At 62.7% G+C, this 14,280-nt stretch carries 12 protein-coding genes; 5 read left to right on the forward strand and 7 right to left on the reverse strand.

The window, feature by feature from the left end:
• Positions 1-84: 84 nt before the first annotated feature.
• The 4 genes from hisS to LAN64_00355 all read right to left on the reverse strand — a co-directional run bounded on the left by hisS (position 85) and on the right by LAN64_00355 (position 3,890).
• Positions 85-1,362 (reverse strand): histidine--tRNA ligase, encoded by a 1,278-nt coding sequence (hisS, locus tag LAN64_00340; protein MBZ5566276.1) that lies wholly within the window; start codon positions 1,360-1,362, stop codon positions 85-87.
• Between the two features lie 103 nt (positions 1,363-1,465).
• Positions 1,466-3,091 (reverse strand): sel1 repeat family protein, encoded by a 1,626-nt coding sequence (locus tag LAN64_00345; protein MBZ5566277.1) that lies wholly within the window; start codon positions 3,089-3,091, stop codon positions 1,466-1,468.
• Positions 3,092-3,149: 58 nt separating this feature from the next.
• Entirely contained in the window at positions 3,150-3,353 is a 204-nt protein-coding gene (locus LAN64_00350) for a type II toxin-antitoxin system HicB family antitoxin (GenBank protein MBZ5566278.1), read from the reverse strand.
• A gap of 21 nt (positions 3,354-3,374) precedes the next feature.
• A complete protein-coding gene (locus LAN64_00355; protein MBZ5566279.1) occupies positions 3,375-3,890 on the reverse strand; it encodes a gamma carbonic anhydrase family protein in 516 nt (171 codons plus the stop codon).
• An 844-nt stretch (positions 3,891-4,734) separates the two neighbouring features.
• On the opposite strand from LAN64_00355, the gene LAN64_00360 reads away from it, so the two are divergent.
• The 3 genes from LAN64_00360 to LAN64_00370 all read left to right on the forward strand — a co-directional run bounded on the left by LAN64_00360 (position 4,735) and on the right by LAN64_00370 (position 9,093).
• On the forward strand, positions 4,735-7,944 hold the full coding sequence (locus tag LAN64_00360) for a TonB-dependent receptor (GenBank protein MBZ5566280.1): 3,210 nt from the start codon (positions 4,735-4,737) through the stop codon (positions 7,942-7,944).
• Positions 7,945-8,330: 386 nt separating this feature from the next.
• Complete coding sequence (rpsU, locus tag LAN64_00365; GenBank protein ID MBZ5566281.1) at positions 8,331-8,528, forward strand: 30S ribosomal protein S21; 198 nt, start codon at positions 8,331-8,333, stop codon at positions 8,526-8,528.
• 256 nt (positions 8,529-8,784) lie between these two features.
• Positions 8,785-9,093 (forward strand): zinc-ribbon domain containing protein, encoded by a 309-nt coding sequence (locus LAN64_00370; GenBank protein ID MBZ5566282.1) that lies wholly within the window; start codon positions 8,785-8,787, stop codon positions 9,091-9,093.
• 275 nt (positions 9,094-9,368) lie between these two features.
• On the opposite strand, the gene LAN64_00375 is transcribed toward LAN64_00370, so the two are convergent.
• The gene (locus LAN64_00375; protein MBZ5566283.1) at positions 9,369-9,818 is read right to left on the reverse strand and encodes a response regulator; all 450 of its coding nucleotides are present in this window, start codon (positions 9,816-9,818) and stop codon (positions 9,369-9,371) included.
• A gap of 108 nt (positions 9,819-9,926) precedes the next feature.
• On the opposite strand from LAN64_00375, the gene mtaB reads away from it, so the two are divergent.
• Complete coding sequence (gene mtaB, locus LAN64_00380; GenBank protein MBZ5566284.1) at positions 9,927-11,261, forward strand: tRNA (N(6)-L-threonylcarbamoyladenosine(37)-C(2))-methylthiotransferase MtaB; 1,335 nt, start codon at positions 9,927-9,929, stop codon at positions 11,259-11,261.
• Here the strand turns inward: mtaB and LAN64_00385 are convergent.
• Both LAN64_00385 and LAN64_00390 read right to left on the reverse strand, forming a co-directional pair.
• Positions 11,149-11,913: a LuxR C-terminal-related transcriptional regulator gene (locus LAN64_00385; GenBank protein MBZ5566285.1), complete on the reverse strand. Its 765-nt coding sequence runs from the start codon at positions 11,911-11,913 to the stop codon at positions 11,149-11,151. The genes mtaB and LAN64_00385 overlap by 113 nt on opposite strands.
• Before the next feature lie 272 nt (positions 11,914-12,185).
• Positions 12,186-13,238 carry a sensor domain-containing diguanylate cyclase gene (locus LAN64_00390; GenBank protein MBZ5566286.1) on the reverse strand — a complete coding sequence of 351 codons (1,053 nt, stop codon included), beginning with the start codon at positions 13,236-13,238 and terminating at the stop codon, positions 12,186-12,188.
• 238 nt (positions 13,239-13,476) lie between these two features.
• Here LAN64_00390 and LAN64_00395 point away from each other — a divergent pair, with 238 nt between their 5' ends.
• Positions 13,477-14,277 (forward strand): helix-turn-helix domain-containing protein, encoded by an 801-nt coding sequence (locus tag LAN64_00395; GenBank protein MBZ5566287.1) that lies wholly within the window; start codon positions 13,477-13,479, stop codon positions 14,275-14,277.
• Positions 14,278-14,280 lie beyond the last annotated feature (3 nt).

Raw genomic sequence — 14,280 nt, forward strand, 5'->3', positions numbered from 1 at the left:
AATTCTACACGCGACAATCGTGCCGAGGGTGTCCCACATCTGCCCACGGCTTGGCAAATGGGGTGTGTTTCCTGAAACGGAATCTTATCGTTGAATTCGACCGGGCAGTTCCGTTCGCGGCACCGTTACCTGCTCGCCGGTGGAGAGCTTCTTCAGCGCGAACGCGTCGGCCTTGACCTCATTTTCGCCGACGATTACCGCATAGCGCGCCCCGATCTTGCTTGCCGTCTCCAGCGACTTCTTCAGGCGGAAGCTTTCGTCGCCGAGTTCGATAATCAGGTCGTGACGCCGCAAATCGCGCGCCAACTTCGCCGCTTCGGCATTCATACCCGGACCCAATGGAGCGAGGTAAGCGTCCGGCTTCTTGGCCAGCGCCTCGGCGGATTCCTTCAAGGAGAGAATCAGCCGGTCCTCGCCGATCGCGAACCCGATCCCCGGCGCCCTCGGCCCGCCCAGCGTTTCCGACAACCCGTCATACCTCCCGCCGCCCAGGATCGCGTTCTGCGCTCCCAGCGACCCATGCGTGAACTCGAAAGCGGTTTTCTCGTAGTAGTCCAGGCCGCGGACCAGCCGATCGTTCAGCACAAAAGGAACGTTGAGGGCGGCGAGAATGCGCTGCACTTCGGCAAAATGCGTGCGGCAGGAGTCGTCGAGATAGTCGGCGATGCTGGGAAGCTTGGCGATGATGGGCTGGTCTGCGGGGACTTTGCAGTCGAAGACGCGCAGCGGGTTGGTGACGGCACGGCGCTGGCAGTCGTCGCACATGCGGGCGACCACGGGCGCGAGCGCGGCCCGCAGAGCTTCGTGGTAGCGTGGGCGGTCGTTGGCGCAGCCCACGGTATTCAACTGCAGCGTCCAGCCCTGGATGCCGAGGCGGTCGAGCAGCGTGGCCAACATTTCCAGCACTTCGGCGTCGCGGGCGGGGGACTCGCTGCCGGCGGCGGGCGGGCCGATGGCCTCGGCGCCGATCTGGTAGAACTGGCGATAGCGGCCCTTCTGCGGACGCTCGCGGCGGAATTGCGGTCCGATGTAGAACAGCTTCTGCACCCCGGGACGTTCCCACAGCTTGTGCTCGATGTAGGCGCGAACAACGCCGGCGGTGTTTTCGGGGCGAAGCGCCAGCCACTGGCCTTTGTCGCTCTCGGCGCGGCCGCGGTCCTGCCAGGCAAACATCTCTTTCGATACGATGTCGGTTTCTTCGCCCACGGAGCGCTGGAACAGCGCGAGGTCCTCGAAAACGGGGGTGCGGATTTCCTGGAAGTTGTAATCGCGGAAGACGTCGCGGGCGGTGGCCTCGACAAAGTTCCACAGCGCCGTCTCCGGCGGTAGCAGGTCGCGGGTTCCTCGGACAGACTTAATCATCAGTCTCAATTTCGAGTTTCGGTTTCAGTCGGCGGCAAGCATCCAGACCAAAATAGCTAATGTACCGCACCGGCGAATGCGGGCGAAATGCCGCCGTGCGAGATCACTTGCAGCCGCGGTCGGCGGCGAGCTGGCGGACGGCGTCGGGCAAATCGCCGCGGTCGCGCATTTCCAGCAGGCTGTCGAGCCAACGGGACTTATCCGAGGGCTGCTGGCGAAGAATGGATTCATACGCGCGCAGGGCGCCCTGCATGCCGGCCAGGTACGAAGCGGGCCAATCGCGAGGTTGCGCGAGCTGCTCCAGGATGTAGGCGCCCTCGGAAAATGCGATCTGGTAATAGAGGATCTGGGAATGCTGGTAGGGCTGGTGATCGGGCGGGTCAATGAAATTGCAATAGCGGACTTCGATATCCGGAATTCCCCACCACCAGCGTTCCAGCCAGGCGCGGCCGGCGGCGGCATCGAGGGAGAGCGGGTCCTGCTCGAGCTTGCGCGTGAGCTGCAGAGCGTAGGCGCGGTCCTGGGGAGTGGAAGGCGGGAGCTTGGGCCAGTCGGTGGGATACTCAGCTAAGGTGTATTCCTGGAATTCAAATCTTCCCGGCTGCTGCCGCATGGCGTCGGGATGCTCGACTATCCAGGTGTTAGTGCGGGCGGCGGCCATCTGGCGCTGTGCGTCGGAGAGGCGCGCGTTTAACTGCTGCTGCGCATTCTGGCCCTCTCCGCCGCCCATCTTGCCGGCGATAGTGAACCACATGGCGGCGGCGACCAGGTCGGGAGGCTGGTTACGGCCGTCGCGGTTGATCTCGCCGAGCTTGAGCAAGGCGCGGTACACGCCGAAACCGGCGGCGCGCTGGTAACGCGAGAGCGCCTGGTTGAAGTCGGCGGGTACGCCCTGCCCTTGCTCGTACATTTCGCCGAGGGCGAGGTCGGCGGGTGCGTAGCGGGCGCTGGACGCCCGTTGGTACCACGCCAATGCCTGGGGATAATCGGGCGCGCCGAGATATCCGGCGCGGTAGATGTTGCCGAGCTCGAATTGTGCAAACTGCGAGCCCCGGTCCGCCGCGGCGCGGTACAAATCGAAGACCAGGACAGGGTCGGAAGGCACTCCCGTCGGCCCGGTGTGCATTCTGGCTAGAAAGTTCATTGCCCCAGGATGCCCCTGAGCGAGGGCCTTGGTGAACCAGCGCTCGGCCAGGGCGCGGTCGGGTGGGACGCCGGTGCCTTCCAGATAGAGCTTGCCGAGAGCCCATTGCGCGTGGGAGAAGCCGCCCTCGGCCGACTTGGTGAGCCAGAAGCGCGCCTGCTGCAGGTCCTGTTTGACGCCAATGCCGTCCCGGTAATACACGCCGACGTTGAGTTGGGCGACGAGGTGGCCGTGCTCGGCAGCCTTCAGCGACCACTTGAAATCCTCAGCCGGGTCCTGCGGCAGGCCGCCCACTCCATGGCGGTAAAGCTCGGCCAATTCATTTTGCGCGCGCGGGCTGCCCTGCTCGGCGGCCTTGCGCAGCCAGGGAACACCCTTGGCGAGATCCTTGGGAACGCCGTACCCGCGGCGGTAGGCCTGCCAGAGCAACCCCTGGGACTCCAGGTCGCCGGCATTGGCCTTTTCCGTGAGCAGGGGAATGTCTTCCGCTTTGAGGCGCTGGGCACGGTCCTCGATGGGTTCCTGTCCGGAGAGAGGAACAACACAAGCCAGGAGCGCAGCGAATATCAGGGTCAGGCGGCGCATGGTGCGGCAACGGGAGAAAAAGGTAGCACAGCGGAAAGCGGTTGTCAGCGGCGGGCTTTCATAGGGTGATTTCGATCACCTCATCGTGGCCGGTCTTCTTCGCGTCCTCCACGTCGACGGCGAGACATCCCTCGACCGCCTCGCGGACATTTGCCTGTACTTCATCCATTGTTTCGCCCTGGCTGGCACATCCGGGAATGGCGGGCACTTCCGCCCAAGAACCGCCTTCCTCCGCTTTATGGACCACAACCTTTAGCAGCACGGCTCCATGTTGTAACCGGGATTACCTCTTCTCCCGCAGGTACGACTCCTTGTACTCAAGATATCGCTGGGCGTAGGCCATGATGGTCTGCTCGTCGTCGTGGCCAAGTTTCTTGCGGAAGCGGCCGGGAACGCCCATCCACAACGAGCTGGGTTCAACGATGGTGTTCTCGGCAATCACCGTGCCGGCGGCGATGATTGAGCCCTTACCGACGCGCGCGCCGTTTAGGATGATGGCGCCCATGCCGATCAGGCAGCGGTCTTCAACCACGCAGCCGTGCAGCGTGACCGAGTGGCCGACGGTGACCCACTCGCCCACCTCCACCGGCCACTGCTCCTTCATGCCGTGCAGCACGCTGTTGTCCTGAACGTTGGTGTGGGCGCCGACCTTGATGTAGTGGACGTCGCCGCGCAGCACCGCGTTCATCCAGATGCTGGCGTGCTGGCCCAAGGTGACATCGCCGATCAGTTGGGCGGAGTCGTCCACGAAGGCGGTGGCGGGAACGCGCGGGGTCGTGCCTTTGTAGCTTCGGATCATGGCGCGAAAGGTAAAGAACATAGCATGACCGAGTTGCCGGTTGCGAGCCGTGAGTTTCGAGTGCCCGGACTTAGCGCGGAGGAACGCAGAGGAAACCGAGGACGCGCAGAGGCTCTCTTTTTCTCTTTTTTGAGCTTCCGCTGCATCCTCCGTGTGCTCCCCGGCCTTCCGGTTTTGGGACTACTACCAAAACAGGTTTGAGGCACTTGTAAAAAGACAGGAAAAGCTTGGGGCGGGGTCGCGGGCCGACGTACAAACTGGGGATGGATCAGTCGTTTCTCGCTCTGGCACTCTTGCTGGTATGCGTGGGCATCGGGGTGGTGCTCACTTCGCCCCACTACGAACCGCCGGCTCCCAAACCCAATTCTCCACGCCCGCGGAGAAATCGAATGCCCGGGAAGATGTACAGGACCGTCAGCCCACATTATCGTTCAACCCGTTCATCGGACAGGCCGACGGACGGCAACCTTCCATTTCGTCGATAAGCCTAAGGCACTGCGGTTGGAGATTCGCGTCGGCGGTCTGCGCGTGCAGCCGAACCACGATCCAGGATCCCTCCCTTGCAACGGCCGGCGTAGCAAGTGACAGACCCCCCGCTTCAGCACGAACAACCTCCCCCGCGGACATGAGAAGCCGCCACACAACGTCCGGAAGCTGAACTGGCCAGTCCTCCAGCGCGCGCACCACCGGCTCCCGCGACTCGACTGGGCGAAGACCACTCGTGTGTTCTAGATCGAGAACAAAGGTGTTCCAAATCAGGAACGAATCCATTAAAGGAAGCGATTTCAGGGCTGGTGAGGCGTGGCCCGTGCTATAGGAAAGCTGTTTTCCCCCAGGAGAACGGGTGGAAGAGGCGCAAGGCTCACTCCGCAAGGCTCAAGGCTGCGCTCGACCAGCCCAGCGGGGCTCCGGGCGAGGGCGGGCGCGCGCCACCGTGTTTCTTATCGCCTGCGCTCTCTGCGTTTGCCTGACCTCTCGTGCCTTTGCCCAGGACTCGGCCACGGGCGCGATTCGCGGGATCGTCGAAGACGCAGCCGGTGCGCGCATGGTAGGGGCGCGCGTGGTCGTGACCGACTCGGCCCAAGGATTTTCGCGCGCGACGGTCAGCAATGATGAAGGCGGGTTCACCGTCGCGCTGCTCACGCCGGGGGAATATTCGGTGCGCGTGGAAGCGCCGGGCATGGCGCCGCTGCAGCAGGCCGCGCGGGTCGAGGTCGGAGGCACGGTCGAGTTAACCCTGCGGCTGCGCCTGCAAACCGCGCGCCAGACGGTGGAGGTCGCCGCCGAAGCGGGCACGGTCGCTACCGAGACCAGCGCCTTTTCCGCCGTCCTCAACCAGGAAGACATCTCCGACCTGCCGCTGAACGGGCGCCGTTTTGCCGACCTGGCGCTGCTCACCCCGAACATGACGCAAGACCCGCGCTCGCTCACCTCGGCGACCAACGGCGATCTTTCCTACGGAGGAATTCGCGGCGTTTATTCCAGTTACCTGGTGGATGGCTCCGACAACAACAACGCCTTCTTCGCGCAGGCGCGGGGGCGTTACCGCGCACCCTACCAGTTCAGCAACGAGGTGGTGCAGGAGTTCCGCGTTTCCTCGAACAGCTATGGGGCGGAACTGGGCCGGGCCGGCGGCGCGGTGATCAACGTGGTGACGCGCAGCGGCTCGAATCACTTTCACGGTACCGGGTTCTACTACTTGCGCGACAGCAGCTTCAATGCCACTCCGGCGTATGTCGGATTCAAACCCCAGGACCGGCAGCACCAGTTCGGCGGCACGCTCAGCGGCCCGATCAAGAGGAACCGGGCGTTTTTCTTCGCCGGCTTCGACCAGCACGTCTTCCAGGTGCCGGCGGTGGTGCAATTCCTGAACGGCTACTCGGCGCTGATGCCGTCGGTGAACGACTTCGCGTACGGCGATTACCCGCTGGTGATGGCCACCGCGCAGGCGCTCTCGAAGATGGGCGGGGAGTTCCGCTCGCGCCTGCTGGGCAACGCGGCGTTCGCCAAGGTGGACGTGGCGATCACGCCGCGGCATCATCTGAGCGCGCGGGTGAACACCTCGCGCTATTACGGCGCGAACAACGTCTTTTTCGATCCCGCCAGTCCGATCACGACGTACGCGCTCAGCGAGAACGGGGAAGAGAACGTGGCCACGGAGACGGCTTCCGCCACGCTCGCCAGCGCACTGACCAACCGCCTGACCAGCCACTTTCGCATCCAGCTTTCGCGCGACCTGCAGCAGTCGTTCGCCAACTCGGCCTATCCGCTGACCCGCATTTATGGCGTGATGGATGGTTTCGGGCGGTCCTCGATCTTGCCGCGCGCGACGCGCGAGCACCGCCTGCACGCAGCCGAGGCACTGGCCTTGTCCGGACGGCGGCATTCCTTCAAGTTCGGCGGCGACTTCCTCAAGACCTGGGTCTACAACTTCTTCCCTTCACTGTTCGGCGGGGAATACATTTTCGATGACGTTACGGTCGATCCCTGGAGCTTCGCGCCGCAGACCTACGGCATGCGCATCACCCCGCTGCGCGCCTACGCGCACATGGTGCCACACTACTACATCCAGAACTTCGGGACGGCCGTGTCGCATCCGGACGCCACCGAGTACGCCGCCTTTGCGCAGGACACCATCCGAGTTACCGATCATCTGGCGTTGATGCTGGGCCTGCGTTACGACTTCCAGGCATTCCGCACCGACGAACTTGTCTCAAACTACTACTTCCGCGATTCGGGACGCGTGCCGGTGGACCGCAACAACATCGCGCCGCGGGCGGGATTCGCCTATTCGATCGGCGACCGGCGCCCGTTCGTCATCCGCGGCGGCTACGGGCTGTTCTACACGCGCATCCCTTCCATGTACACCTCGGCCATCGAGACCGACAACGGCGATCGGCGCATGCACCTGCTGCTGACCAGCGCACGCCAGGAAGATCGTCCGCTGTTCCCGGCGTACCCGAGTGCGCTGCTGTCGTGCGCGCCGCCGCCGGAACTGCTGAGCAAGATGACGACCGAGGTCTCGGCCTTTGCGCACAATTTCCAGACCCCGGTGGTGCAGCAGACCAGCCTGAGCGTGGAGAAGGAGGTCGCCACTCGCACCGCCATCGGCGTGAGTTACTTGTATGTGCGCGGCATGCACCTGATCCGGGCGCGCGACGTTAACCTGCCGCCGCCCACGCCGGTCACCTACCCGCTGTATGACGATTCTGGCGCCAACCTGCTCGGCTACTACGTGGTGGATTCATTCGCGACCTGGGAGACAACGAAATCGCTGACCTGCCCGTTTCCGCCGTGCTTGGGCGAAGTGCAGCGCCCTATGCCGCAGCTTGGCTCGGTGACGGTCTTCGAGAGCGCGGCCACCAGCATCTATCACGGGCTCACCATCTCGATGCGCCGGCGCATGCATCGTGGATTCGGGTTACGCTTGGCCTACACCTGGGCGCACGCCATCGATGACGGACAGGACGCGCTGGTCGTCGGTCGCCCGGCGACGGTGGAGAACTCCTACGCGCCAACCCTGGAGCGCGGGCCGAGCACTACCGACCAGCGCCATCGTTTTGTGGTGGCATTCACGGCGGAGCCACGGCCGTTCCATCGCGACCACCCCACTTTGCATTGGATGTTCAATGACTGGCGCTTCGCCGGCGTGGTCACCGCCGGCAGCGGGCGTCCGATGAGCGCACGCATCGTCGGCGATGCCAATGGGGACGGCAATACCTACAACGACCGCCTGCCGGGGTATCGCCGGAATTCCTTTACTGGGCCGAATTACATGAGCGTAAACCTCCGTGTGGCGAGACGGTTCGTGGTATACGACCGCTGGAAGATGGAGTTTCTGGCGGAGAGCTTCAATTTGATGAACCGGGCCAATAAGAGGGTGGACATTAGCGAGGACGGATTCTTGAATACTGCGGCGAACTTTGTGCAGAGCGATGTCACTGTGGGAGGAAAGCAATATCCGGCTTCGTTTCGTCAGTCGCGCGGATTTCTTTCCCCAACCAGCGCTTATGCGCCGAGGCAGGTGCAGTTTGGGGTGAAAGTCAGCTTTTAGCGATTGGGGAACGTTTGATTAAGTTCCATTCTTTGAAGCCGACGGCCTTCAGGCCGTCCGTAAGTGCCGCAAAACGAACACGGCCGCGAAGGTCTCGGTTTACTGCCGGCTGCAAATTACGAGCAACTACAGAACGGCGTTCTGGAAGTACAGCGTATGTTAGCCTCGCTCGCCCGTCACCGCCGGGGTTCGGCAGGGCGAAAAGCGGCGGCTGCATCTCTTATTTGATTGCTAATAGCTAATTGCTAATCGCTAACGGCTAGTTGCTTATGGTTGTTTCATTTTGGACTGTGCCCGATGCAATGCAGATGGCGCTTGACTTTGATAGTCAAAGCTTGGGATAACTACCCCAGTCCTACTGGGCTGGTTTGGGGGTGTCGTCGCACTTGGCCGAAGTTCGCATACAGGAAGGCGAATCGTTAGAAAACGCCCTACGGCGATTCAAGCGCAAGGTCCAGCAGGAGGACATCATCAAGGAGGTTAAGCGGCACTCCTTCTACCTCAAGCCGGGCGAGAAGAAGCGCGCCAAGGAGGCTCTGGCACGTAAGCGGAGCCGGAAGAAGGCGCGTAAGGAGCAGGAATAAGCGAAACAACACGGGCCGCTGTGTCTCCCCCTGACGGCCCGTTCTTTTTATATTCCGCCGCACCGAGGCGGTAGCATTCATATTCAGTATGGGAATCATTGCGTGTAAGCGCCGCCAAACCTGGCAGCGCTGGGCTATGTGCCAAGCAGCATCCTGCGGCGCGTAACTGAGGACGCTCGCGGGTGGGACTAACGGCTCAGGCCATCTCGCGCTGGGAGGCGGTGCGGGATGGAGACCCTGAAGGGAGCAAGTTTCCATGGAATTCCAGGACAAGATTCTCAAGTGCATCGACTGCGGTGCCGAGTTCGTGTTCACGGCGGGGGAGCAGTTGTTCTTCCACGACAAGCAGTTCAAGAACGAACCCAAGCGTTGCAAGCCGTGCAAGGCAAAACGCGCCGGCATGCTGGGTACGGCCACGCCAGGTAGCTATCCCAAGGTGGAGACCCGGACCGTCTGTTCGCAGTGCGGAAAAGAAACCACGGTGCCGTTTAAACCGACGCAGGGACGCCCGGTATTTTGCCGGGAATGTTTTCAGTCGAAGCGGAGTTCAGCAGCCAGCGCCTGACCTGCTGACTGGCTTCTGACGGGGCCAAGATTGTAGGACGCCCGCCCAGGCTTCCGCGGAGGCCGAGTCTCGCCCGCCCGCATCCGCGTGCGGATTTGCAACTTCTCAAGCTGAAAAGTTGGTTCTCACCATGCGCTGAGCCGGAGCGTTGAGAGCGGTTCCACAATCGGTGTAGCCGCATGTCCTACGGTGGAACTGCCGGGCTTTAGCCCGGCGAAACGCGAGCTGAAAACGATAAGGGCTTCAGCCCCGGTTACGGCATCTGTGGAAACGTCTTAGCCGGCCTTTTTGACTTGGTTGCGCGTCGTTCGCGCGGATGATGCGGCTCGGTTGGTGGCGGGGGCGCTGGCGCGCTTCTGGTCTTCGTGCGTTATCAGCAGCGCTTCAATCTGCCGCAGCAGATCCTGCGTGTTCACCGGTTTGACCAGCAGCGATTGCGCGCCCTGGCTCTTCCAGTCGCTGCCCAGGGAGGGATACGCGGTGAGGATAGAGGTGGCGGGATTGTAGGGTTTCTGCTGGGCGGCGCGGATCACGTCATAGCCGGCAGTCTCGGTTTCCATGCTCATGTCGGTGATGACCATATGATAGACGGCGCCCTCCAGCTTCTGCATCGCCTCGCCTCCCGAGGAGGCGGTCTCCACTTCGAAGCCGTTAATTTCCAGGATGGCTTTGAGGGTGAGCAGTATGGCGAGTTCATCATCCACCAACAGAATGCGGCGTTTCATGGCATTGACCCCCCACGGAGAACCGCTTGCCGAAGCCCGCGATGCAATGCACGCTGGCGCAAATGGCGCAGCGGGATCGTGGGAAAACTTGCCCGTATAATAGCACTCGTGACCAGCTACCACGTGGAAAACTTCGGCTGTCGCGCCACGCAGGCCGATGGCGCCGCCATCGAACGACAGCTTCGCGAGCGCGGCCTGGGGCGTGCCGATGGCCCGCTGTGCGCCGATGTGGTGGTGTTGAACTCCTGCACCGTGACGGCGTCGGCGGACCAGGACGTGCGCGCCGCGATCCGCAGGATCCATCGCAAGAATCCCGCCTGCAAAATCCTGCTCACCGGCTGCTATGCGCAGCGCGCCCCCGAAGAACTGGCGGCGCTGCCGGGCGTGAGCTGGGTGGTCGGAAACTCGCACAAACAGCACGTCGGCGACGTGGTATGCGGCGCCGACGGGTTCGTGCCGTGGCAGGAGATTTCGCCGGCGGAGGACAGGACGATCGCGCCGATGATGGTCGGCGACATCTTCGCGCACACCCAACTGCTGGCGGCGCCGGTGTTCGATGGCGGCGCGGACAAGACGCGTCCCAACTTGAAAGTGCAGGACGGCTGCGACAACCGCTGCTCGTTCTGCATTATTCCCTCGGTGCGCGGGGCCAGCCGGTCGCTGCCCACCGACGAAGTCGTGGCGCAAGTTGGCGCATTGGTGGACGCAGGATTTCGCGAGTTGGTGATCTCCGGCATCAACCTGGGGCGGTGGGGACGCGATTTCGACACCCCCGACCGCTTCGCCAACCTGGTGCGTGCCATCGTGCAGCGCACCGAGTTGGAGAAGCTGCGCATCAGTTCGGTCGAGCCGATGGACTGGACCGAGGAACTGATCGAGCTGGCCGCGGGCTGCCAGCGCATTGCCCAGCATGCCCACGTGCCCATGCAGTCTGGCAGCGACCGCGTCTTGCGCGCCATGCACCGCAAGTACCGGCCGTGGCACTACGCGGAAAAAATCCGGCGCATCCGCGACGCCATGCCGGCGGCGGCCATCGGCGCCGACGTGATGGTCGGTTTTCCCGGCGAGAGCGACGCAGATTTTCAAGCCACGCGGCATATGATCGATGCCCTGCCGCTTACCTATCTGCACGTGTTCACGTATTCCTCGCGTCCGGGGACGCGCTCGGCGGCCATGCCCAACCAGGTGCCGGTGCAGATGGCGCGCGAACGCAACCGCATCCTGCGCGAACTGGCGGCGGAAAAGAAGCGCGCGTTCATGGAGTCATTTATCGGACGCGATTTGCCGGCGATCACGCTGCGCGTGGGTGACGCGGAATCGACCGAGGCGCTCACCGACAACTATCTGCCGATAAGATTGTCCGGACGTCACGACGCCAATCACTGGGTCGCGGCCGCGGTGCGGCAGGTGAACGGGGAGGAGCTTGTCGGATCAGTGCTTTGAAATTTCCACGTGTCCTCCTGCCCTCCTCCAGGCTTGCGGCAGTTACATCAATACCTTGCCAACCGTTTGCGAGATCCGATGCCTCATCGGCATCGAGCCCCAGCGACACCATCCAGTTGGCCAGTTCCAAGCGAGTGGAGACCCCGAGCGCATCGTAGATATCCGTCAGGTATCCCTTGATGGTGCCCTCGGTGTTGCCGAGCGCTTGCGCGATGTCGCGGTTGGTCAGGCCGTTGCGCACCAGCGCCGCAATGCTCTTGCGCTTGGGCCCCAGGGCATCGAGCGCGGCCCGGTAACGGGACATGTCGCGTTGTTGCGCTCGGTGGCCGGCATCGGCCTCGGCTGCGGCGACAACGAGTTGCACGCGGTTGCGGACGCCGACTTTCTGCATCAACCTGCCGAGGCGGTTCTTCACGGTGCGCTCGGTGAGGTGGAGTTCGGCGGCGATGGCAGCGTTGTCGTATCCCATGGCCAGCAAGCGAAGGACTTCATTCTCGCGGTCGGTAATCAGAAAATAAGGAAATCCGGAGAGAATGATGTCGTGCCGTTCGCCGTTTTCCTCCTGCACGCAGACGCTCGGAATGCCTTGTGGGCTGTATCGATATTCCTTTAACGCGGCAATGGCCGCGTCCCGGCAACTCGGGGCGTCCACTCGTGCCTGCACTTTCCACGAAACGGTGTAGGTTGGCATACGCTCGGCGCCTCGACGCGCAGTTCACTCCTGCGAGAATCGCCGCTCGCGCGCCAGTGTTTCGCGGTCAAACCCGGCACTCGCTGGAAGCCAGCGGCAGGGGCGAGCCTCCATTCGGATTTTTACCTGTTGCGGGACAAAAAACCGGCTGGGCGGGTCAAATAAAATGGGCCACGGTTTCGTTTTGTACTGAGTGCCGAAATGGGAACCCCGCTGAGATCCTCAATCTGCCATCACCTCAGCATCCCGTGCTGGGCCACCGCGATGTTGTCGCGGGTGGAGTTCTTGACCTCGTACATCATCTCGTCGGCCTGGCGGATGATTTCGTGCGCGCTCTTGGCGTCTTCGGGATAGGCGGCAACGCCGATCGAGGCGCGGATGTTGAGGTTCAATCCCTCGTCCTTCAGGAACGTCCCCTTGCGAAAGGATTCCAGCAGGCGGCGGGCGACGATCAGTCCCGAATCTTTCCCGGTCTGCGGCAGCAGCACGACAAACTCGTCGCCGCCGTAGCGGAAGGCGAAATCAATCAGCCGCAGGTGGCTCTTGATGGTGTAGCCGATCTCCGCCAGCAGCTTGCTTCCGACCAGGTGGCCGTGCGTGTCGTTGACCTGCTTGAAGTGGTCCAGGTCGATGAACAGCACGGTGAACTCGTAGCCAAAGCGCGCCGAGCGGTAGACCTCCGATTCCAGCGTCTTGTAGAGGTGGCGCGCGTTGTACAGGCCGGTGCAGTCGTCGGTGATGGTGAGTTCCTGGATCCGCTCCACGGCGCGTGCGTTATCAATGGCGATGGCGGCGTAGTCGCAGATGGCGCGCAGGAAGAACATCTCGCTGTCGCTGAAGCTCGACATGGGCACGTTGATAAGCTGGATGACGGCCAACACGCGGTGCTTGGCTTTCAGCGGTATGCAAATTATGGAGCGCGTCTGCCACTTGGTCATTTCGTCAATGCGCTTGGCAAAACGCGGGTCGGTGTAAACGTCGGGGACAATGAGCGGCTCGCCGTGCTTGGCCACCCATCCCGCGATGCCTTCCCCCATCTTGAGGCGCACCGAGCGCAGCGCGTCGGCCGCGTCGCCCACGGCGATGGCGAAGTAGAGTTCATCGACCGTCTCATCCACCATCAGCAGCGACCAGGTGTCGGGGCAGAAGTACTCTGCCACCTTCTCCATGATGGTTTGCAGGATGGAATCCAGATTGAGCGAAGACGTCAGGGCCTTGGCCACTTCATGGAAGATGGATAGCTCCTGCAGATGCCGTTTGCGGTCGGTGGCAGTGGCCTCGCTCATATCGTGGGTCGGCGCGCCGGTCGGCGAACTGGTCGCATTATAAGGTTTATTCTCCGCCATACAATCGCCAGATGCGATACTCCAAGTTCCCCGGCTCGGGCCAGTGACCCGGAACTGTCTGGTGCAGGTGAGTTTACGGTTTTTTCTTTGACACTGCCAAGCGCCAAACCTATGATGGCCGCGCTCTTACTCTCACCCATTTGGGCGGTCGGTGTACCCTACCTTGAAGGATGTGTGCGTGGGATCGTTTGGTGAGCGACTACAGCGCGAACGCGAGATGCGCGGCATCACGCTGGAAGAAATAGCCGAGGCGACCAAGATCGGCACCCGTTCCTTGCGTGCCCTGGAAGAACAGGACTTCGACAGGCTGCCCGGCGGTATCTTCAACAAGGGATTCGTGCGCGCCTACTCCCGCTATCTCGGCCTCGACGAAGAGCAGGCCGTCGCCGACTACCTGGCCGCTCTCACCGAAGCGCAGGCAGCCGGCAAGGTCACGCGGCAGGAACCCACCGCCAGCGGCGCCGCGCCGGACCGAAATATCTTCATCGGCGAGGACGATTACTCGGAGCCCTTGCGCCTGCCTCTGATCCCAATCGCGCTCTTGGTGCTGATCGCGGTGCTGCTGTACGGCGGCTGGCGCTATTACACCCAGCACGGATTACCGAATTTGCGCCACGTGCGCGCCGCCGGCCAGCAGCCATCGCAGCCTGCGTCCAAGGCGGCGCCGCCGGCCGCCCGGCCTGACACGGCGGTCGCACTTCCGGCTGCCACTCGGGCGCAACCGGCGGGCGGTTTCGTGGTGCGCGTCAAGGCCAAGGAAGACACCTGGGTATCGCTGGTCGCCGACGACAAACCGGTGATGTCGGGCATGCTGCAGGCCGGCGACGAGAAATCGGTGCACGCGCAGCGCAGCGTGGTCTTGAAGACCGGCAACGCCGCCGGCGTCGAGCTCTTCCACAACGACAAGATGGTCCCGACCCTGGGTGCAAGCAAGGAGGTCAAGACAGTGGAATTCACCGCCGCCGGTCTGCGCCAGTGAAGG

It is taken from the genome of Terriglobia bacterium (assembly GCA_020073185.1).
In the GTDB taxonomy this organism is placed as follows: Bacteria; Acidobacteriota; Terriglobia; order Terriglobales; family Acidobacteriaceae; genus JAIQGF01.

Coding starts and splice junctions, on each gene's coding strand:
- hisS (MBZ5566276.1), bottom strand. CDS start 1,362: ATGATTAAGTCTGTCCGAGGAACCCGCGACCTGCTACCGCCGGAGACG.
- LAN64_00345 (MBZ5566277.1), bottom strand. CDS start 3,091: ATGCGCCGCCTGACCCTGATATTCGCTGCGCTCCTGGCTTGTGTTGTT.
- LAN64_00355 (MBZ5566279.1), bottom strand. CDS start 3,890: ATGATCCGAAGCTACAAAGGCACGACCCCGCGCGTTCCCGCCACCGCC.
- LAN64_00370 (MBZ5566282.1), top strand. CDS start 8,785: ATGGAATTCCAGGACAAGATTCTCAAGTGCATCGACTGCGGTGCCGAG.
- LAN64_00375 (MBZ5566283.1), bottom strand. CDS start 9,818: ATGAAACGCCGCATTCTGTTGGTGGATGATGAACTCGCCATACTGCTC.
- LAN64_00390 (MBZ5566286.1), bottom strand. CDS start 13,238: ATGAGCGAGGCCACTGCCACCGACCGCAAACGGCATCTGCAGGAGCTA.